This window comes from Curtobacterium sp. VKM Ac-2889, from assembly GCF_015350855.1.
Lineage (GTDB): Bacteria > Actinomycetota > Actinomycetes > Actinomycetales > Microbacteriaceae > Curtobacterium > Curtobacterium poinsettiae.
In genome coordinates, this window is record NZ_JADKSC010000005.1 from 156,474 (window position 1) to 175,907 (window position 19,434).

Consider the following 19,434-nt stretch of genomic DNA (forward strand, 5'->3'; position numbering starts at 1 on the left):
AGGATGTATCCGGAGCCGACCCCCGTTCGGGTGGGGACCGGATCCAGGGTTGCGGGAACCCGCAAGAACCCCGCACGACCCGCCGCGCGAGCCTTGTGCTACTCGATGCCGTCCGGTAGAGACGCCGACATCGTGCGAGCACCGGGCAACCCCACCCACCGCCGGGCACCGGACTCGACGACCGTGACGAGCACCGTGTCACACCCACGGCAGCGCGCCACCGCCCCCATCGCGGTGCGGTGGACGGTGGTCTGCCCGAGCACCCCGAGCGAGCCACACCCGGAGCAGCGCAGGGAGACGCCGGTCGGCTCCGGACCGAGGCTGTCGGCCAGCGTCCCCGCGAGAGCGTTGCCGTCCACGACGACCATCAGCTGCCCCCGAACCGTTCGGCGCGGACGTCGCTCGTGTCGTGCCCGAGCTCGGTGAGCCAGCGCAGCACCTGCTCGACGAACGGCGTCGACCCGCACACGTAGACCAGGGCACCCGCGTCCGGCGGGAACACCGCCGCAGCGAGCGCGTCCCGCGTCAGCCGTCCGGCCGGCACGGTCGAGCCTGGAGGCGCGGTGCGGCTGTACACGTGGGTCACCTCGAGCGGTGCCCGGCTCGTGAGCGCCTGGTCGAGTTCCGCACGGAAGAACACGTCGCCCGGCGTGCGGACGGCCGCGAGGAGCCGGAAGGGCGCCGGGTCGTCCGCCTCGGCGTGGGCGGTCACCATCGCGACGAGCGGCACGATGCCGGAGCCGCCGGCGATGAGCTGCACGGGCCTGGTGGACTCGCCCGGCCGCCAGACGAACCAGCCGCCCAGGGGTCCGTGGACATCGAGCGCGTCGCCGACCTCGACGGCGTCGACGAGGAACGGGGAGACCTCGCCGCCGTCCACGCGGTCGACCGCGAGCACGACATCGGTCGTGGGGCCGGCCGACGCGATGGAGTACGAGCGCTGGGCCTGGTAGCCGTCCTCGGCGGTCAGCCGCAGGTCCAGGTGCTGCCCGGGGTCGTTGCCCGGCCAGGTGGGGACGTCGAGGACGATCCGGCGCGCGTTCGTCGTCTCGCGGACGACGGACGCGACGGTGGCGGCGTGCCAGGCCGGCCGCCTGCGTGCGGCGGGTCGCGTGGCGGGGGTGATCCGTGCCTCCAGGCCGGTGTCGGGGAGCGTCACCAGTACCGCTCTTCCTTCCACGGGTCGCCGTGCAGGTTGTAGCCCGCGTTCTCCCAGAAGCCGGGCTCGTCGTCGGACTGCATGACGATGCCGCGCACCCACTTGGCGCTCTTCCAGAAGTACAGGTGGGGGACCAGCAGGCGGGCCGGCCCGCCGTGCTCGGGCGTCAGGGGCGCACCGTCGGCCTCGAACGCGATCCAGGACTTGCCGTCGAGCAGCTCGTCGAGCGGCACGTTGGTCGTGTAGCCGCCGTGGCTGTGCACCATGCAGTAGTCGAGCTCGGTCTCGACGTCCTCGAACAGGCGGTCGAGCGGGACGCCCCGCCACGGCATGTCGAGCTTGGTCCAGTGCGTGACGCAGTGGATGTCGACGGTGACGTCCTCGACGCCGAGCGCGTGCACCTCGTCCCAGGTCCACTGGTGCAGGCCGGACTCGGTGCGGATCGAGAAGGCCCAGTCGGTCGGCTCGATGTCGGGTGTCGCGCCGGCGGACAGGACGGGCCAGTCACGGACCAGGGTCTGCCCGGGCGGGATGCGGGTGTCGTCGCGGTCGGCACGGCGACCGCCGAACCCGCGGGTGAACGTGGCCATGGTCCTCCTCGGGGACGTCGGTGCGTTCCCGATCATGCCGCGTGCCGGAGCGCGCCGTGTAACGGGTTGGTAAACGTTCCACCCGTGCACGGAACGGTCGTCCTCGGGGGCGGATCCGCACCGGTCCGCCGTTCCCGGCGCCCCTGGTCCCGCGTCGACCGCCGGGAGCGGGCTTGGGGGATCGGCCGGGGACCTCTATCGTTCACCGGAACGATTACAGGAGGGGTCACCCCGAATGCAGCCCATCGTCCCCGAACCCCGAGGTGCCCACGGTCCGAGCCGTCGGGCGCTCATCACCGGCGCCGCCGGTCTGGCCGGCCTCGGCCTGCTCACGCTCGCCGGGTGCAGCTCCGGCGCGTCCGCCGGCACCCCCACGATCCCCGAGACCGCAGCCACCGGTGTCGCACGCCGCGGCGGGCGCCTGCGCATCGCCCGGCCGGCGGCCTCGGCCGCCGAGACCCTCGACTCCGCCAGCTCGCTGTCGGCCTACGAGTACCTCGGTGCGCTGTACAACCGGCTCGTCAAGCTCGACCAGCAGGGCACAACGGTGCCGGACCTGGCCGAGGAGTGGTCCGCGAACGCCGACGGCACCGAGTGGACCTTCGCGCTCCGCCGTGGCGTGACCTTCCACGACGGCTCCCGCTTCACCGCCGACGACGCCATCGCGAGCATCCGGCACATCCTCGACGAGAAGACCGGCAGCCCGCAGGCCGGCGTGCTCGGCGAGGTCATGGACGCCGACTCGATGCGCGCCGTCGACCCGTACACGCTCCGCTTCTCGCTGACGAAGCCGAACGCCGAGTTCCCCTCGCTGCTCACCGCGTACCAGTGCTACATCGTGCCGGCAGACGCCGTCGCCGACATCGGCCGCACCGGGATCGGGACGGGGCCGTTCCGGCTGTCGTCCTTCACCCCGGCCGGCGCGGGCAGCGTCGAGGCCTACGCGGACCACTTCGCCGGCCGGCCAGCACTCGACGGCATCGACTTCTACTCGATCCAGGACACCACGGCGCGGGTGAACGCCCTGCTCGCCGGGCAGATCGACCTCATCTCGCAGACGAACCTGGACTTCGCGACCGCCCGGGTGGTGTCGGCGTCCGGCCGGGCCACCGTCGCCCGGTCGAAGAACGCCCAGTGGTACACGATCCCGATGCTCGCCACGAGCGACGAGTTCAGCGACCCACGGGTGCGCCAGGCGATGAAGCTCGCCTACGACCCCCGGAAGATCGTCGACACGGCGCTGCAGGGGACCGGTTCGGCGGGCTGGGACAACCCCGTGCCGCCGCAGCTCGCCGCGTTCGTCGACGACCACCGCGAGTACGACCCGGACAAGGCCCGGGCGCTGCTCAAGCAGGCCGGGCGTGCGGACTTCCGCGCCGAGATCTACACGTCGAGCTACGAGTCGGTGTTCACCCCGATGGCCGTGGCCTACCGGGACGCCGTCGCCGACGCGGGCATCCGCCTGACCGTCCGCAACGCGAGCTCCGACTCGTACTACACGCAGATCTGGATGCAGAAGCCGCTCATGGTGAGCTACTGGTTCACGGGGCGGCCGATCGACCAGCTGCTCAACCAGATCTTCCGCTCGGGCTCGTCGTACAACGAGAGCGCGTGGTCGAACGAGACCTTCGACGGGCTGCTCGACGACGCCCGAGCCGAGATGGACGACGCCAAGCGGCTCACCCTGTACCAGGACGCCCAGCGGCTCGTCGTCGAGCAGGGAGCGGACATGACGCCGATGTTCGGCGACCGGCTCGTGGGGTTGTCCCGCGACGTCGTGAACTACTCGGAGTACGGCTTCGAGTTCGACTACCTGCGGATCGGACTGCGCCGATGACGACCACGAACACACCGTCGGACGTCCTCGTCCCCGTCCTCCGCCGGGTCGGCATCGCCCTGCTGACCGTGGTGCTCGCCTCGCTCTTCGTGTTCCTGGCGGTGCAGGCGCTCCCCGGTGACGTCGCCCAGCAGCTGCTCGGCCAGAACGCCACCCCCGACGCCGTCAAGCAACTCCGCGAGACGCTCGGCCTCGACCAGAACGTCTGGCTCCGCTACCTGCAGTGGCTCGGCGGCGTCGTGCACGGCGACTTCGGCACCTCGCTCGTCAGCGGCGAACCGGTCGCCCCGACCCTGTTCACGGCGTTCCGGAACAGCATGCTCATCGCCGTGCCCGCGATGCTCGTCGGCGTCACGGTGTCCCTGACGCTCGGTGTCGTCGCCGGTGTCCGCCGCGGCCGTCCGAGCGACAAGGTCATCTCGATCGTCAGCCTGGTCGTGATGAGCGTGCCGGAGTTCATGGTCGCCACCGTCCTGGTGCTGCTGTTCGCGATCGGCCTGCCGGTCTTCCCCGCCGTCGTGCTGCGGGGGAGCGACGCCACCGTCGCCGAGCTGCTGCCCACGATCTGGCTGCCGATCATCGTCCTGACGCTCGCGATGGCCGCCTACATCGTGCGGACGGCCCGCTCGTCGACCATCGACGTGATGGCGTCGGAGTTCGTCACGACGGCCGAGCTCAAGGGCCTGACCATGCGCCGAGTGGTCTGGAAGCACGCGGTCCCGAGCGCCCTGCTGCCGACGCTCAACGTCGTCGCGCTCAACGTCGCGTGGCTGCTCGGCGGTGTCGTGGTGGTCGAGAACGTCTTCAACTACCCGGGCATGGGCAAGCTCATGCTCGAGTCCGTGTTCAACCGCGACCTGCCCACGATCGAGGCGATCGCCCTGCTGAGCGCCCTGATCTACGTCGTGTGCAACCTGGCCGCCGACCTCGTCGCGCTCGCACTCGACCCGAAGCTGCGGACCCGCCAGCGGCGCCCGCGCACGCGCACCCGCACCCGCAGCGCCCGCAGCACCAGGAAGGCCGCCGCATGACCGCCACCGCACCCCGCCGCCGCACCGGGCGCGACGTCCTCGCCGGCGCGCTCGCACCCCTGCGCGGGTCGACGGCGCTGAGCATCGGGCTCGGCCTCATCGCCCTGCACGTCGTCCTCGCCCTGCTCGCACCGGTCATCGCCGGACACGACCCGGTCGCCACGAACGCCGGCGACGTGCTCGCCGGTCCGACGTGGACGCACTGGCTCGGCACCGACCAGTACGGGCGCGACGTGCTCTCCCGCACCCTGAACGGCGGCCGGTACGCGCTGTCGGTGACGTTCCTCGCCACCACGATCGCCGTCGCGGTCGGCACCGTGCTCGGCTGCGTCACGGCGTACGCCGACAACTGGTTCGACGAGGTCGTCATGCGCGTCGTCGACGCCCTGCTCAGTGTGCCGTCGATCCTGGCGCTCCTGGTCGTCGTCACGGTGTTCGACGCCGGCCTGTGGGTCATCGTCCTCGCCGTCACCGTCGTCTACGCCCCCGCGGTGACCCGGGTCGTCCGCGGCGCCGCCCGCACCGTGATCACCCAGGACTACGTCACCGCGGCACGTGCCCGGGGCGAGCGACCGCTGTCGATCGTGTTCCGCGAGATCCTGCCGAACGTGCTCGACGTCGTGCTCGTCGAGTACGCGATGCGGGCCTCGTGGATCGTCCTGCTCGTCGCGTCGCTGTCCTTCCTGGGCTTCGGCGCGAACCCCCCGACCCCGGACTGGGGCCTGATGGTGCAGGAGAACCGCACCGCGCTCACCGTGGTGCCGCTCGGCACCCTCGCCCCGATCGTGGCACTCGCCACGCTGGTGATCGGACTGAACCTCGCGGCCGACGGCCTGAGCAAGTCGCTCGGTGTCGACCGCGCCAAGCAGGGAGTCAGCGCATGACCCGCACCGACACCGGTTCGACGTCCGCAGCGACAGCGACCGTGCCCGACGCGATCGTCCGCGTGGACGACCTGTCCATCTCGTACGCCGCCGGCAAGCGACGCGTCCCCGTCGTCCGGGGTGTCTCGTTCGCGATCGAGGCCGGTCGCACCCTGGGCCTGGTCGGCGAGTCCGGCAGCGGCAAGTCCACCGTCGCGCGGACGCTGCTCGCGCACCTGCGGGCCGGGTCGGCGATCGACGGCGGGACGGTCCGCGTCGACGGCGCCGACGTCTTCGCCATGTCGCCGTCCGGTCGCCGGGAACTCCGCGGCGGCACCGCCTCGGTCGTCGCCCAGAACGCCGGCCAGGCGCTCACCCCGTCGATGCGCGTCGGGGAGCAGATCCGCGAGGCCCTCCGCGCGCACGGCGAGCCCGACGGCCCGGAGCGCGTCGCCGAGCTGGTCCGGCTGGTCCGGCTGCCGGACCCCGACGCGATCGTCCGCCGGTACCCGCACCAGCTGTCCGGTGGGCAGCAGCAGCGCATCGCCATCGCGATGGCCGTCGCCGCCCGGCCGCGCGTGCTCGTCCTCGACGAACCGACCACCGCCCTCGACGTCGTCACGCAGGCTGCGGTCCTCGACCTGGTCGCCGACCTCGGCGAGCAGCTCGGCATGGCCGTCCTGCTCGTCAGCCACGACCTCGGGGTCGTGTCCGCCATGGCGGACGAGATCGCCGTGATGCGCGACGGCGAGGTCGTCGAGCACGCCGCCACGGCGGCGCTCTTCGCCGCGCCGCAGCACGAGTACACGCGCGCCCTGCTGGCCGCGGTGCCGGACGGGCGACGGCCGGGAGGAGCGGGCCACGTGCCCGACGACGCGACCGTCCCGGGGACGGTCGGCTCCACGGCGACCCGCACCGCGCCTCCCGAGCGTGCAGCCCGCCCCGTGGTGACCGCGGACGACCTGGTGATCCGCTACGGCCGCGGCCTGCCGGCCGCCGTCGACGGCGTCTCGTTCACGATCGCCGCGCACGAGACGCTCGCCGTCGTCGGCGAGTCCGGCAGCGGCAAGTCGACACTGGCGACGGCGCTGGCCGGGCTGGTGCCCGCCGAGTCGGGGACCTTCACCTACGACGACGGCACGACCCACGGCGACCTGCGCGTGCCGATCGCCGGTCGTGCGGCCGACTTGCGGCGCGCCGTGCAGCTCGTGTTCCAGAACGCGGACACGTCGCTCAACCCGCGGCGCACCGTGGGCGCCGCGATCGCACGGCCACTCCGGCTGTTCAGCGGCTCGTCCTCGCGCGAGCGGGTCGGGACGCTCCTGACGCAGGTCGGGCTCGGGCCGGAGTTCGCCGACCGACTGCCCGCGCAGCTGTCCGGCGGTCAGCGGCAGCGCGTCGGGATCGCGCGCGCACTCGCGGCGGAGCCGTCCCTCGTGATCGCCGACGAGATCACCACCGCGCTCGACGTGCAGGTGCAGGCGGGGATCCTCGCGCTGCTGGCCGACCTGCAGCGCGAGCGGGGCCTCGCCTGCCTGTTCATCAGCCACGACCTCGCCGTGGTGCGGGGCGTGGCGGACCAGGTCGCGGTGATGACCGGCGGCCGGATCGTCGAGATCGGACCGACCGAACGCGTGTTCACCGGCCCGAACCACCCGTACACGTCGACGCTGCTCGCGGCGACGCTCGAACCCGGCAGCACGACCCTGCCCGACGTCGGTGACGGGGTACCGCGCTGGCGGCACGCCGACGGCTGGACCGACCACGGCGACGGACACCGCACCCGCAACTGGGAGGACGCATGACCACCGACGACGGCACCCACCACGGCACCGCCGCCGCCACCTTCACCGCCATCGGCGACCCCGGCTCGCTGCCCGCGGGCGTGACGGTCCGCGACGAGTGGATCCCGATGCCCGACGGCGTGCGACTGCACGCTCGGATCTGGGCGCCGGCGCAGTCGCAGTCGGGGGCGCCGAGCGACCCGACGCCGGTGCTGCTCGAGTACCTGCCGTACCGGCTCGACGACTGGACCGCGCCGCGCGACTCGGAGCGGCACCCCTGGTACGCCCAGCACGGGTACGCCTCGGTCCGCGTGGACATCCGCGGGACCGGCTCGTCCGACGGGTTCTTCGACGACGAGTACAGCGAGCAGGAGCTGCTCGACGGCGAGGCCGTGATCGCGTGGCTCGCCGAGCAACCGTGGTCGACCGGTGCGGTCGGCATGTTCGGCATCTCGTGGGGCGGCTTCAACGCGCTGCAGCTCGCGGCTCGGGCACCCGCCGCGCTCAAGGCCATCGTGACCGTCTGCTCGACCGACGACCGGTACGACAACGACGTGCACTACGTCGGCGGCGCCGTGCTCGGCATCGACATGGCGGCCTGGGGTGCGACGATGTTCGCCTTCAACTCCCGGCCGCCCCGGCCCGAGGTCGTCGGCTCCGGCTGGGTCGACCGGTGGCGGGAACGGCTCGAGGCGAACCGACCGATGACGCCGGTGTGGCTGGCGCACCAGGAGCGCGACGACTACTGGCGGCACGGCAGCGCGGCCGAGGACTACGACGGCATCCGCGCCGCGGTGCTCGCCGTCGGTGGCTGGGCGGACCCCTACCGGGACGCCGTGCTCCGGCTCGTCGACCACGTCAGCGCCCCCGTGAAGGGCATCGTCGGCCCGTGGTCGCACCAGTACCCGGACCGTGGGCTGGCGCCCGGTCCGTCGATCGGGTTCCTGCAGGAGACCCTGCGCTGGTGGGACCGCTGGCTGCTCGGGGTGGACACCGGTGTCGAGGACGACCCCGCGCTGCGGGCCTGGATCAACGAGGGCGAGGCCCCAGCGCCGTACTACGCCGGTCGCCGCGGTCGCTGGATCGGTGCCGAGGCGTGGCCCTCCGCCGCGACCCACGAACGTGTCCTGCCCCTCGCCGCACTCCGGGGCGGGGACCTCGGGCCCGTCGTCGTGCGGTCGCCGCAGCACACCGGGATGGACGCCGGCCGGTTCTTCCCCTTCGGCAACGCGACCGACCTGCCACCGGACCAGCGCGCCGAGGACGGCCGGTCGGTCACGTTCGACCTGCCCGTCGGCAAGGCGTTCGACCTGCTCGGCAACGTGCTCGTGCGGTTGTCGGTCACGAGCGACCAGCCCCGGGCCACCCTGACCGTCCGGCTCTGCGACGTCGCCCCGGACGGCTCGTCGACGCTCGTCACCCGCGGGGTGCTGAACGCCGCGAAACGCGACGGCATGGACCGCGACGACGTGCTCGTGCCCGGGACGCCGGCCGAGCTGCCCGTGCGCCTGGTCTCGACCGGCCACCGGTTCGCCGCCGGACACCGGCTGCGCATCGCCGTCTCGTCGTCCTACTGGCCGTGGGTGTGGCCGCACGGCGTCGAGGCCACGGTGACGATCGACCCGACCGCCTCGAGCGTGACCCTGCCCACCTGGACCCGGACGACCGACGACGGCGTGGCCTTCGCCGAGCCCGAACGGTCCGAGCCCCTGGTGATCGAGCGCGTCGCCCCCGCCGATCCGCTGCCGCAGCGCACGGTGACGCACGACGTCGAGACGGGGGAGTGGACGCTCGACGTCGACCCCGGGTACGGCGGCGGGCGGGTCTACCCGGACGGCCTGGTGTTCACCGAGGACGCCCGTGAGACCTACCGGATCCGCTCCGACGACCCGACCAGCGCACGGGCGAGTTCCCGCTGGGCGATCGGGCTGACGAAGCCCGCGTGGGCCGCGCGCCTCGAGACCACGTCCGAGGTCACCGCCGACGCCGACGCCTTCCACGTCGTCAACACCGTGCGCGCCTGGGCCCGCGACGGCGGACCCGACGAACCCGAGGTGCTCGTCACCGAGCGCACCTTCGTCGACGACGTGCCGAGGACCTCGGCGTGACCGCGGCAGCACGGGTGCGGCAGCGGCCGGAGGTCCGACGCGCGATGATCGTCGAGGCCGCCCGCGCGGTGATCGTCCGGAACGGCGTCGGTGCCACGGGACTCCGGGACATCGCGGCCGAGGCAGGGGTCTCGGTCGGCACCGTGACGTACCACTTCGGCAGCGTCGCGGAGATCCTCAACGAGGTCGTGGTGCTCGAGACGGAGCGCTTCTACGGCGCGATCGTCACGGCCGTCGACGCCGAACCCGACGTGCTGGTGGGACTCCGGATGCTCGTGGCGCCGCTGTTCGGCGACACCGAGCAGGTCCGGCAGCACTGGCGGATCTGGTCCGACTACTGGACCGCGGTGGTGCGTCGGCCCGAGGTCGCCGCCGAGTACGCCGAACGGATCCGCGTCTGGGAGGCCTGCCTGGTGCGGGTCATCCGGCGCGGGGTGGACGCCGGCGTGTTCGGGGGCGCGCGCGACAGGACGGGGAGCACCGACCCGGTCGACGCCGACACCGTCGCCCTGCAGCTCGCCGCGTACAGCGACGGCGTCGCGACGCAGATCGCCCAGGGCGTGCCGGGCCTCACCAACACGGTCGCCCTGTCGTGGATGTGGCGGTTCCTGTCGCACGAACTCAGTGTGCCCGCTGTGGACATCGCCGGAACCGGCCGTTCCCCCTTGTGATGAGGTAAGGCTTCCCTTACCGTGGGCACATGGCACGGACCCGGCGACAGCCCAGCGAACGCATCCTCATCGCGGGCGGTGCCGAAGACCTGGTCGAGATCCACCGCCAGCTCGCGGAACTCCCCGAGAACGCGTACGGACAGGTCTTCGTCGAGGTCGCCCTCGCCGAGCAGATCCGCCTGCTGCCGGCCCCGCCGCGCGTCACCGTGACGTGGCTGGTCCGGAGCGCCCGCAGCTCGGCCGTCGCCCCGCTGGTCTTCGCCGACCACGGTGAAGCGCTGGCACACGCCCTGACCGGGTGGGCCGCCGAGTGGTGCGTGACGGACTGCGAGCCCCGCACCTCGGTCTGGATCGGGTGCGCCGACAGCCCGTGGATCGAGCGCGCACGGTCCATGGTGCAGCTCGAACTCACCGACGCCGGCCAGCAGGTCCAGGTCGAGTACGGCGGGTAAGGGCAGCCTGCTCTTCCTTGCGGTGTGCAAAAGACGGGGGCATGGTTGTCCCATGACCACGCAGAGCACGACCACCACGAGCACCACGTCCCCGTTCTCGACCACGCCGGAGCTCGCTGCCGGGGTCGCCCAGTTCCTCGCCCCCGTCGTCATCGACCTCGAGGCACTCGTCGTCAACGGCAAGCAGGCGCACTGGCACGTCCGTGGCCGCAACTTCGTCGGCGTGCACGAGCTCCTCGACGAGATCGTCGAGCACGCGCAGGACTACGCGGACAAGGCTGCGGAGCGCATCGTCGCCCTCGGCCTGCCGGTCGACTCGCGCATCGCGACCGTCGCAGCGAACACCACCCTGCCGCCGCTGTCGCAGGGCTTCCAGAACTCCGACGTCACCGTCACCGAGGTGATCGCCCAGATCGACGCAGCGCTGCTGCAGGTCCGCCGTGCCGTCGACGGCCTCGACGAGGTCGACCTCAACAGCCAGGACGTCGCGATCGAGATCGAGCGCGCACTGACCAAGGACCGCTGGTTCCTGCAGGCGCACCTCGCCGCCTGAGTCGCGACCACACCTCTGACAGGAGGCCCGGTGCCAGCTGGCACCGGGCCTCCTGTCCGTCTGCGGTCGCGTCCCGCGCCCGCACCTCACGCCGACGGCGTGACCAGCCCGCTCTCGTAGGCCAGCACGACGGCGTGCACCCGGTCCCGCAGCTGCAGCTTCGCCAGGACCCGACCGACGTGGGTCTTCACGGTCTGCTCGGCGATGAACAGCTCCGCCGCGATCTCGCCGTTCGACCGCCCCCGCGCCATCAGCAGGAACACGTCCCGCTCACGGTCGGTCAGCACGTCGAGCACCTCGGTCCGGGGTGCCGCCGGCTGCGGACCGGCGACGAACGCCTCCACCAGGTGCCGGGTCACCCGCGGAGCGAGCAGGGAGTCGCCGGCTGCGACGGTCCGGACGGCCTGCACGAGCTCCTCGGCGCTGGCGTCCTTGAGCAGGAACCCGCTCGCCCCGGCACGGAGCGCGTCGAACACGTAGTCGTCGATGTCGAACGTCGTGAGCATCACCACGCGGACAGGCGACGCCGTGGGCGCCGCGGTGATCCGGCGGGTCGCCTCGATGCCGTCGAGTTCCGGCATCCGCACGTCCATCAGGATCACGTCGGGCCGCAGCACGGTCACCATCGCGACCGCTTCGGCGCCGTTCGCTGCCTCGCCGACGACGTCGACGTCGTCCTGGGCCTGGAGGATCGCCCGCAGTCCGACACGGAACATCTGCTGGTCGTCCACCACCATCACCCGCGTCATCGCGATCCTCCTTCGGCCGTCGGCTGCGACGTGGTCGCGGTGGGCTGGGCGGGCAGGCTGACCGCGACGCGGAAGCCGCCGTCCGGGTCGGGTCCGTGGTCGATGGTGCCGCCCAGCGCGGCGACCCGCTCACGCATGCCCGCCAGACCGAAGCCGCCGTCGTCCGGCGGCGCACCGGCCATGCTGCCGGCCGGGGGTGCGGTGTTGGCGACCTCGACCGTGAGGGCCGACCCGTGCCTGTCGACCGTCACGACGGTTGCCGCACCGGGCGCGTGCCGGGCCACGTTGCCGAGCGCCTCCTGCACGACCCGGTACACGGTGAGCTGCGCGAGCCGCCCGACGTGGTCGATGTCGTCGTCGTCGGCGAGGCTGAGGTCGTCGCCGAGCAGGAGCTCGACGGGGATGCCGGCCGCGCGGGTGGCCTGCACCAGTGCCGGCAGGTCGGCGAGCCGCGGCTGCGGCGCACGCTCGGCGTCGGCGTCGCCGCGCAGGGTGCCGAGCAGCTGCCGCATCTCCCGCAGGGCCGTGCGCGACGTCTCGGCGATCGCCGCGAACTCCGCTCGGGCCGCGGGCGGCAGGTCGGCCACGCGGTACGGGGCGGACTCGGCCTGCATGTGCACGACGGACATGCTGTGTGCGACGACGTCGTGCAGTTCACGGGCGATCCGGGAGCGTTCCTCGACCGTCCGGCGCCGCGCCTGCTCGAGCTCGGTGTCGCGGCGGGCCGCTGCGAGTTCCTCGCGCACGGACCGGCGCTGCCCGATGACGACCGCCGCGGCGGCCAGGACGAGGGTGTCGCCGGCGCTCACCACGAAGCTCGTCGCCCAGACGTCGACCTGACCCCACCGGCCGGGCGTCACACCGATGAGCACCAGGGGGAGCAGCGTCGCCGCGACCCAGACCACGGCGGTCAGCCGCCAGGTGGTGCGGACGCCCAGCACCACGAGCAACAGGCTGAGTCCGATGATGCTCGTCACCGAGATCGGCCAGGGTCCGACGGACCCGTCCGCCGTCAGGACCCCGAGGCCGGCGAGGGCGGCGAGGTGCACGACCGACGCGGTCCGGGGGAAGAGGGGCGCGAGGCCGATGCTCGCCGACAGCACGGCGGTGACGAGCAGGGCGAGCGGCACCGGGACGCCGTCGTGCACGGCGGTGACCGGGGCCGCGACGGCGAACAGGGAGACCGCGACGAGCACGAACCCGATCCGGAGCGCCAGGGTGCCCCGGGTCGGTCGGTCGGGCCGGGGTGGATCGGGGACGATGGTCACGGGCGGGCGATCTCTCCGGTTCGGGCGAGGCGAGGTGCGGGGGAGGGGGACGACGACTGCACGGCCTTCGTGACGGCCTTCGTCGAAGCCATCGTGGCAGGCTTCGTCGCCGTCGGGGTGCTCGGGGTGCTCGGGGCTGCTGCTCGGGCTTCGGCACGTGCGTCGCGCCTGCGGCTGATGCTCCCGAGCAACCGGTCGACGACGACCCCGAGCCCGGCGGCGACCACCATCGACACCAGGGCCGCGACGATGGGTTCGTGCAGCACGCTCGATGCGGCCAGCGCGATCCCGATCGACACCGCCGACCACGCGAGCCCCGCGATCGCGCTGATCGCGAGGAACCGGCGGTAGGGCAGTCCGGTGGCACCGGCCGTCATGTTGACCGCGACCCGGCCGACGGGGATGAAACGACCGGTCAGGATGAGGCTGGCGGACCGGCGCTGCATCTGCCGTTCCGCGAAGGCGAACGCCGCCGCGATCCGTGGTCGCTTCGACCGGGCCAACCGGGCGAACCCGATCCGGCGGCCGATCCAGTACGCGATCGAGTCCCCCGCGATCGCACCGAGGGCGGCGGCGACGAGCACCACCGCGAGCACGGGCTGCCCCGACGTCGCGGCGATCGCGGCGACCGCGACCAGGGCGGACTCGCTCGGCACCGGCGGGAAGAAGCCGTCGAGCAGGCACAGGGCGAACAGGATGACGTAGACGAGCGGACTCGCGGCCAACTCGACGACGAGCGGGGTGATCTGGTCGAACACGGGGTGTTCCCTCCCGCCGACGGCGTTCGTCGACGAGGACGACGCTACGGAGCCGCGGCGCCGCTGCCATCCCGCTGCGGTCTCGACCACCCCCTACCGCGGTATGACTCCACCGTGGTCGAAGAGCACGTCGGGCGCGTCCACCCGACGGTCGACGACGGTGGTCGGTGCCTCCAGGTGCACCGCGCCGGAGGGCAGGATGCCGGCGCCGCCGAACCGCTCCATCACCCGCCACTGGGCGACGACGTCCTCGCCGGCGTGCTCGGGCGGCAGGGCGTCCCAGAACCGGAAACCGCCGACCTCCTCGAGTGCACGGCGGTCGTACAGGGCGCACGCGCCGACCCAGGCGACCCGGTAGGGCACCCACTCGCCGGGGTGCAGGTCGAGCTCCGCGGCGACGTGCGTCGGGTTCGCGGCGTTGTGGAGCGACCACCGGTCGAACCCCGGGGTCCCTCGGCGCACCACCTCGGGCACCACGGGGCCGTCCCACCGCTCGAACACGGCGGTCTCGTGCGGGCGACGGTCCTGCAGGTACGACAGCCCCTGCACGGCGCTGCCGACGAACCCGCAACCCAGGGTCCGCAGCGCGTCGAGCATCCGCGCGACCGAGCCCGGTTCGAGCCAGACGTCGTCGTCGAGGAACAGCACCGCGGCTGCCTCGGCGTGGTCGAGCAGGAACTGCCGGTGCTCGGCCAGGCCACGCCGTTCCGGGTGGGTGAGGAGCGTGACGGGCCGGCCCTGGGCCTCCAGGACGCGGAGCACCGCGGCGACCGCCGGCGCGCTGGCGGCGTCCCCGTCCGCGGACTGGTCGCTCAGCACGACGCGCATGTCCACGTCGGTCTGGGCGGCGAGGCCGGCGAGCGTCGTGGCGAGCTCGGCCGGCCGGCCGACGGTCGGGATGAGCACGTCGACGTCGACCGTGCTCGTGTCCGCTGGATCGGGGGCCTTCGCCCAGGACCCGGACCAGCGGGCGGTCACGGTGCGGGGTCCGGTTCGGGCCGCGCGGCGGCTTCGCGGATCCGGCGCACCACGGCGCTGGTGGAGTGCTCGGGAACGTAGTCGACCATGACGACCTCGCCGCCGTAGCCGCGGACGACCTCGGTCTCGGACAGCATCTCGGGGGAGTAGTCGCCACCCTTGACGTAGACCTCGGGGCGCAGCCGTTCGATGAGCGGGATCGGGGTGTCCGTCGCGAACACCGTGACCAGGTCGACGCAGGCGAGTGCGGCGAGCACGCCGGCGCGGTCCTCGGCCGGGTTGATCGGCCGCTCCGGGCCCTTCAAGCGGCGCACCGAGTCGTCGTCGTTCAGCGCGACGACGAGCAGGTCGCCCAGATCCCGGGCCTGCCGCAGGTAGGTGGTGTGGCCGCGGTGCACGACGTCGAAGCAACCGTTCGTGAAGACCACCCGACGCCCGGCCTGCCGTGCAGCCTCGACCGCGGTGGCGAGTTCGTCGTGGTCCACCACGGTCGCCGCCGGTGCGGTCACCGAGTCCAGCAGGGCGGCGGCGGTGCAGACCGATGTGCCGGCCTCGCGGACGACGACGTCGGCGGCGGCCTGCGCGACCGCCACGGCGTCGCGCAGGGGCGCCTGCACGGCGAGGGCGACCGTCGCGGCGGCGCAGAAGGTGTCTCCGGCGCCGGAGGCCTGCTGCTCCGAGGCGGGCGTCGCACGCGTGCGGAAGCCCTGGTCGGAGCCGGGCTCGAGCAGCACGGTACCGTCACGGTCGAGCGTCACCACGGCGGCGCGCGCACCGCTGCGGGCGAGCACGTCGGCGCGCGCGGCGACGACGGTGCCGACCCGGTCGGCACCGGTGCCGAGGTCCGTGCCGAGCAGCGCGGCCGTCTCGCCGGCGTTCGGTGTGACGAGATCCGGGTGCAGTGCGGCCCACCGTGTCAGGTCGTGCGCGTCCACCACGACGGCACCGGGGCGGTCGCGGTCGAGCATCGGCACGACGTCCTCGGCGCGGACGCCCAGACCGTAGTCGCAGACCACGGCGGCGTCGGCGCACCGGACGGCTCGGGCGACCGAGCGGGCGAGGCGTTCGCCGTGTTCGGCGGTCGGGGTCGCAGCCAGTTCGTCGACCCGGACCACGACGCGGTCACCGCCGACGACGCGCGACTTCGTCGTGGTGCGGGCGCCGGGGATCTCGACCAGGAACGACGTGTCGACGCCTGCTGCCTCGAGCCGCTGGCGCAGGACGTCGCCGGCCTCGTCGTCGCCGATGAGCCCGACCATGCGGACCCGGGCGCCGAGGGCGCGGGCGTTCACGGCGGTGTTCGCAGCACCACCGGGCACCGCGATGGTCTCGGTCACGCGGACGACGGGGGCCGGGGCCTCGCGCGAGACCCGCTCGGCCTCACCGACGGTCCAGCGGTCCAGGATGCAGTCGCCGATGACGACGACCAGGGGTTCGCGGTCGTCGACGGTGGCGACGAGGTCGCGCACCAGGCGGACGTCGGCGGTCATCGGGTGCCTCCCACGGTGTCGGCGCTGCCGGCGGTGGCGCCGGCAGCGGCTGCGGGGCCGGTGGCACCTGCGGCAGCGCCGGTGTCGGCGGTGGTGCTGCTGGTGGCTGCGGTGTTGCCGGCTGCTGCGGTGCTGCCGGCTGCTGCGGTGCCGCCGGCTGCTGCGGTCGACGGCTCGACGGTGCGCCGCGGCGGGGCTGCCTCCAGGTGCACGACCGTCGTGGTCGTCATCTCGTCGAGCAGGTGCGGGCCGTAGCCGAACCCGGCACCCGAGGCACCGCGCGGCTGGGCGCTGCCGCCCGGAGCACCACCGAACACCGCGTTCACCTTGACGGTGCCGACGGGCAGCTCGGCCGCGGCACGGAGCGCGTGCGCGATGTCGTTCGTCAGGACGGTGGCGGCGAGCCCGTAGCGGTCGGTCGCGGCGAGCCGGAGCCCCTCCGCGAAGTCCGACACGATGCGCACCGGGGCGATCGGGCCGAAGGTCTCCTCGGTCAGCACGAGCATGTCGTCCGTGCAGCCGGTCAGGACGGTCGCCGGGTAGAACGAGCCGAGCCCGCCGGGCGTGACACCGCCCGTTCGTGCGGAGGCACCGCGGGCGATCGCGTCGTCCACGTGGGTCTGGACGAGCTCGCGCAGCCGGTCGTCCACGAGCGGCCCGAACTCGGCGGCGGGTGCTGCGGTGCGGCGCTCCGCCTCGGCGACGAGCGCTGCGACGAAGGGCTCGGCGACGTCCTGGTGCACGTACACCCGCTCGACGCTGGTGCAGATCTGGCCGGTGTTCGCGAAGGCGCCGAGGGCGACCTGTGCGGCGGCCCACTCCGGGTCGACGTCGGCGTCGACGATCACCGGGTCGTTGCCGCCGTTCTCACGGATGACGTGGGCGCGGGTGGTCGCGGCCACCTCGCTGAGGCGGTCACCGGTCGCGGTCGAGCCGACGTGCGCGTAGACGTCGATGCCCTCCTGCGCCAGGAGCAGCTCGCCGGTGGTCGCGTCGCCGTCGACACCGATGAGCACGCCGTCCGGCAGGACCTCGGCGAACAGGGTGTTCAGGCGGGCGAAGGTCGCCGGGCACCGCTCGCTGCCCTTGTGCACGACGGTGTTGCCGGTCACGATCGCCGCACCGAGCATCCCGCACGCCACGGCGACCGGGTCGTTCCACGGCGTCAGCGCGAGCACCACGCCGCGCGGGTGCGGCACCGACCAGTCGGCAGCACCGAACTGCCCGCGCAGCGCTTCGCCGCGGTGCACCGGCCCGAGCTCGGCGTACTGCACGAGCGTCCCGATGCCGGCCTCGACCCCGCCGATCGCGTCGCCGGGCACCTTGCCGGTCTCGCGGGTGTTCAGGTCCGCCAGCTCCTGCGCGTGGGCACGGAGGTGCTCGGCCGCAGCGTGCAGCAGGGCGCCACGCTCGGCCGGTGCCGTCCGGGCCCACGCGCCGGCAGCGGCTCGGGCGCGAGCGACGGCGTTGCGGACGTCGTCCTCGGTCGAGCGGCGCACGGTGGACGCGATCGACCCGTTGACGGGGTCGGTCACCACGAGGTCGTCGGCGGCGGGGGGTGCGATCGTCATGGGGTCCTTCCGGAGCGGGCGGGGCCTCACACGGTGCTCGGGCTCCGCTGTGTGCGGTCACGGCATCGCGCTTCTCGTCCATCCGGGGTCGCTGCTGGACGTCCGACCGGGTCCGACCGGTAGACGTGGAGCCGTGCAACAGATCGGTGTGGGCGGAGAACGGTTCGACGGTGTCGGCGAGATCGCGGTGCTCCGCGGCGGGGGACTGGGCGACCTGATGTTCGCCCTGCCGGCGGTCGAGGCCCTCGCCGCCGCCTACCCCGGGGCCCGGATCACGCTGCTCGGGGCACCGTCGGCGCGCCCGGTGCTCGAGGGACGCACCGACGCGGTCCACGCCTTCGAGGAGCTCCCCGTCGTGCCCGGTGTCCGGGACTCGGGCCGCGGAGCGCCGACCGAGCAGGACTTCTTCGACCGGCTGCGCGGGCGCTTCGACCTCGCGGTGCAGCTGCACGGCGGCGGTCGGAACTCGAACCCGTTCCTGCTCCGGCTCGGTGCGCGTCACACCGTGGGCACCGCCACCGAGGACGCACGGGTGCTGGAGCGCTGGGTCCGCTACGTGTACTACCAGCACGAGGTCGTCCGGGCGCTCGAGGTGGCCTCGCTCGCGGGCGCCGAGCCGGTCACCCTCGACCCGCGACTGCACGTTTCCGGAGCCGCACGGGCCGACGTTCGGCAGCGCCTCGGCGTCGGGAGCGGGGCACGACTCGTCGCGATCCACCCCGGCGCCACCGACCCACGTCGCCGCTGGAGCCCCTCGCGCTTCGCCGAGGTCGCCCGTGCCCGGCTCGCCGCCGGGGACGACGTGGTGCTCATGGGTGACGACTCGGACGTGCCGGCGTCGTCCGCCATCGTCGCGTCGCTGCCGCTGGAGCTTCGGGAGCGCGTCCACGACCGCACCGGGTCACTGCCGCTGCGGGAACTCCCCGACGTCCTGGCCGCCGCCGACGTCATGGTCGGCGACGACTCCGGTCCGCGCCACCTCGCCGTGGCCGTCGGCACGCCGACCGTCGGGGTGTTCTGGTTCGGCAACGTCATCAACGCCGGACCCTTCGACCGCGGTCGGCACCGGGTGCACCTGTCCTTCGTGACGCGGTGCCCGGTGTGCGGCATCGACGTCACGCAGGTCGGCTGGACCGCCGAGCGGTGCGAGCACGACCCGTCCTACGTCGACCAGGTCGAGCCGGAGGCCGTCCTCGCCGACGTCGAGGACCTGCTCCGCACGACCTGATGAGCCTCGCACCGTGCGAGCTTCGGTCCCGTGCGCACGCCGTCGCCCCGTGCGCGGTTGCCCGCTGCGTGCCGCGCTGCAAGCGCGCACCCAGCCGTCAACGCTGCACCAGGCGACGCACCGCGCACCGTGCACGGAACGCGACCGGACGCCGGGCGGGAGGCCGGCTGCCAGCCCGCAACGCGCCTCCCGGCCGCACCGGCCGCACCGTGCGCGCGCCGTCACCCCGTGCGCGGTTGCCCGCTGCGTGCGGCGCTGCAAGCGCGCACCCAGCCGTCAACGCTGCACCAGGCGACGCACCGCGCACCGTGCACCGTGCACCGTGCACCGTGCACCGTGCACCG

General features: G+C 73.4%; 18 protein-coding genes. 9 read left to right on the forward strand and 9 right to left on the reverse strand.

The features are described 5' to 3' along the window. Positions 1–98 precede the first annotated feature (98 nt). Genes ITJ50_RS15880 through ITJ50_RS15890 form a run of 3 tightly spaced genes read right to left on the reverse strand, consistent with a single transcriptional unit; the run spans position 99 to position 1,749 of the window. The gene (locus tag ITJ50_RS15880) at positions 99–368 is read right to left on the reverse strand and encodes a DUF6510 family protein (protein ID WP_194590902.1); all 270 of its coding nucleotides are present in this window, start codon (positions 366–368) and stop codon (positions 99–101) included. Then, positions 368–1,159, reverse strand: coding sequence for a ferredoxin reductase (locus ITJ50_RS15885; RefSeq protein ID WP_194590903.1), 792 nt, complete (start codon positions 1,157–1,159; stop codon positions 368–370). The genes ITJ50_RS15880 and ITJ50_RS15885 overlap by 1 nt, the downstream gene beginning before the upstream one ends. Continuing rightward, complete coding sequence (locus ITJ50_RS15890; RefSeq protein ID WP_042537144.1) at positions 1,156–1,749, reverse strand: molybdopterin-dependent oxidoreductase; 594 nt, start codon at positions 1,747–1,749, stop codon at positions 1,156–1,158. The genes ITJ50_RS15885 and ITJ50_RS15890 overlap by 4 nt, the downstream gene beginning before the upstream one ends. 235 nt (positions 1,750–1,984) lie before the next feature. Between ITJ50_RS15890 and ITJ50_RS15895 the strand changes: the two genes are divergently transcribed. The 8 genes from ITJ50_RS15895 to ITJ50_RS15930 are packed head-to-tail and all read left to right on the forward strand — an operon-like array spanning position 1,985 to position 11,048. Further along, entirely contained in the window at positions 1,985–3,586 is a 1,602-nt protein-coding gene (locus ITJ50_RS15895; RefSeq protein WP_194590904.1) for an ABC transporter substrate-binding protein, read from the forward strand. Continuing rightward, the gene (locus ITJ50_RS15900) at positions 3,583–4,617 is read left to right on the forward strand and encodes an ABC transporter permease (protein ID WP_194590905.1); all 1,035 of its coding nucleotides are present in this window, start codon (positions 3,583–3,585) and stop codon (positions 4,615–4,617) included. Before ITJ50_RS15895 ends, ITJ50_RS15900 begins: the two co-directional genes overlap by 4 nt. Continuing rightward, positions 4,614–5,501, forward strand: a complete 888-nt coding sequence (locus tag ITJ50_RS15905) for an ABC transporter permease (RefSeq protein ID WP_042537148.1) — start codon at positions 4,614–4,616, stop codon at positions 5,499–5,501. Before ITJ50_RS15900 ends, ITJ50_RS15905 begins: the two co-directional genes overlap by 4 nt. Continuing rightward, the gene (locus tag ITJ50_RS15910; RefSeq protein ID WP_194590906.1) at positions 5,498–7,285 is read left to right on the forward strand and encodes a dipeptide ABC transporter ATP-binding protein; all 1,788 of its coding nucleotides are present in this window, start codon (positions 5,498–5,500) and stop codon (positions 7,283–7,285) included. Before ITJ50_RS15905 ends, ITJ50_RS15910 begins: the two co-directional genes overlap by 4 nt. Continuing rightward, positions 7,282–9,372, forward strand: coding sequence for a CocE/NonD family hydrolase (locus ITJ50_RS15915; RefSeq protein WP_194590907.1), 2,091 nt, complete (start codon positions 7,282–7,284; stop codon positions 9,370–9,372). Before ITJ50_RS15910 ends, ITJ50_RS15915 begins: the two co-directional genes overlap by 4 nt. Beyond that, the gene (locus ITJ50_RS15920; protein WP_017887394.1) at positions 9,369–10,043 is read left to right on the forward strand and encodes a TetR/AcrR family transcriptional regulator; all 675 of its coding nucleotides are present in this window, start codon (positions 9,369–9,371) and stop codon (positions 10,041–10,043) included. The genes ITJ50_RS15915 and ITJ50_RS15920 overlap by 4 nt, the downstream gene beginning before the upstream one ends. A 29-nt stretch (positions 10,044–10,072) precedes the next feature. Next, positions 10,073–10,495 (forward strand): SIP domain-containing protein, encoded by a 423-nt coding sequence (locus ITJ50_RS15925; RefSeq protein WP_017887393.1) that lies wholly within the window; start codon positions 10,073–10,075, stop codon positions 10,493–10,495. A 52-nt stretch (positions 10,496–10,547) separates the two neighbouring features. Then, a complete protein-coding gene (locus ITJ50_RS15930) occupies positions 10,548–11,048 on the forward strand; it encodes a Dps family protein (protein WP_056068605.1) in 501 nt (166 codons plus the stop codon). A gap of 86 nt (positions 11,049–11,134) precedes the next feature. Here the strand turns inward: ITJ50_RS15930 and ITJ50_RS15935 are convergent, their stop codons facing one another. The 6 genes from ITJ50_RS15935 to ITJ50_RS15960 all read right to left on the reverse strand — a co-directional run bounded on the left by ITJ50_RS15935 (position 11,135) and on the right by ITJ50_RS15960 (position 17,862). Further along, a complete protein-coding gene (locus tag ITJ50_RS15935; protein ID WP_042537158.1) occupies positions 11,135–11,797 on the reverse strand; it encodes a response regulator in 663 nt (220 codons plus the stop codon). Next, positions 11,794–13,065 carry a sensor histidine kinase gene (locus tag ITJ50_RS15940; RefSeq protein ID WP_194590908.1) on the reverse strand — a complete coding sequence of 424 codons (1,272 nt, stop codon included), beginning with the start codon at positions 13,063–13,065 and terminating at the stop codon, positions 11,794–11,796. Before ITJ50_RS15940 ends, ITJ50_RS15935 begins: the two co-directional genes overlap by 4 nt. Further along, on the reverse strand, positions 13,062–13,823 hold the full coding sequence (locus tag ITJ50_RS15945; RefSeq protein WP_194590909.1) for a DedA family protein: 762 nt from the start codon (positions 13,821–13,823) through the stop codon (positions 13,062–13,064). The genes ITJ50_RS15940 and ITJ50_RS15945 overlap by 4 nt, the downstream gene beginning before the upstream one ends. Positions 13,824–13,916: 93 nt before the next feature. Beyond that, positions 13,917–14,801 carry a glycosyltransferase family 2 protein gene (locus tag ITJ50_RS15950; RefSeq protein WP_194590910.1) on the reverse strand — a complete coding sequence of 295 codons (885 nt, stop codon included), beginning with the start codon at positions 14,799–14,801 and terminating at the stop codon, positions 13,917–13,919. Then, positions 14,798–16,291 carry a D-glycero-beta-D-manno-heptose 1-phosphate adenylyltransferase gene (gene rfaE2, locus ITJ50_RS15955; RefSeq protein WP_017887387.1) on the reverse strand — a complete coding sequence of 498 codons (1,494 nt, stop codon included), beginning with the start codon at positions 16,289–16,291 and terminating at the stop codon, positions 14,798–14,800. Before rfaE2 ends, ITJ50_RS15950 begins: the two co-directional genes overlap by 4 nt. After that, the gene (locus ITJ50_RS15960) at positions 16,288–17,862 is read right to left on the reverse strand and encodes an aldehyde dehydrogenase family protein (RefSeq protein WP_194590911.1); all 1,575 of its coding nucleotides are present in this window, start codon (positions 17,860–17,862) and stop codon (positions 16,288–16,290) included. The genes rfaE2 and ITJ50_RS15960 overlap by 4 nt, the downstream gene beginning before the upstream one ends. Positions 17,863–17,995: 133 nt before the next feature. Between ITJ50_RS15960 and ITJ50_RS15965 the strand changes: the two genes are divergently transcribed. Further along, positions 17,996–19,090: a glycosyltransferase family 9 protein gene (locus ITJ50_RS15965; RefSeq protein ID WP_194590912.1), complete on the forward strand. Its 1,095-nt coding sequence runs from the start codon at positions 17,996–17,998 to the stop codon at positions 19,088–19,090. Positions 19,091–19,434 lie beyond the last annotated feature (344 nt).

Excerpts from the sequence above, each read along its gene's own strand:
- ITJ50_RS15930 (WP_056068605.1), top strand. The coding sequence starts at position 10,548 with ATGACCACGCAGAGCACGACCACCACGAGCACCACGTCCCCGTTCTCG.
- ITJ50_RS15900 (WP_194590905.1), top strand. The coding sequence starts at position 3,583 with ATGACGACCACGAACACACCGTCGGACGTCCTCGTCCCCGTCCTCCGC.
- ITJ50_RS15925 (WP_017887393.1), top strand. The coding sequence starts at position 10,073 with ATGGCACGGACCCGGCGACAGCCCAGCGAACGCATCCTCATCGCGGGC.
- ITJ50_RS15910 (WP_194590906.1), top strand. The coding sequence starts at position 5,498 with ATGACCCGCACCGACACCGGTTCGACGTCCGCAGCGACAGCGACCGTG.
- ITJ50_RS15895 (WP_194590904.1), top strand. The coding sequence starts at position 1,985 with ATGCAGCCCATCGTCCCCGAACCCCGAGGTGCCCACGGTCCGAGCCGT.
- ITJ50_RS15935 (WP_042537158.1), bottom strand. The coding sequence starts at position 11,797 with ATGACGCGGGTGATGGTGGTGGACGACCAGCAGATGTTCCGTGTCGGA.
- rfaE2 (WP_017887387.1), bottom strand. The coding sequence starts at position 16,291 with ATGACCGCCGACGTCCGCCTGGTGCGCGACCTCGTCGCCACCGTCGAC.
- ITJ50_RS15890 (WP_042537144.1), bottom strand. The coding sequence starts at position 1,749 with ATGGCCACGTTCACCCGCGGGTTCGGCGGTCGCCGTGCCGACCGCGAC.
- ITJ50_RS15905 (WP_042537148.1), top strand. The coding sequence starts at position 4,614 with ATGACCGCCACCGCACCCCGCCGCCGCACCGGGCGCGACGTCCTCGCC.
- ITJ50_RS15880 (WP_194590902.1), bottom strand. The coding sequence starts at position 368 with ATGGTCGTCGTGGACGGCAACGCTCTCGCGGGGACGCTGGCCGACAGC.
- ITJ50_RS15915 (WP_194590907.1), top strand. The coding sequence starts at position 7,282 with ATGACCACCGACGACGGCACCCACCACGGCACCGCCGCCGCCACCTTC.
- ITJ50_RS15960 (WP_194590911.1), bottom strand. The coding sequence starts at position 17,862 with ATGACGATCGCACCCCCCGCCGCCGACGACCTCGTGGTGACCGACCCC.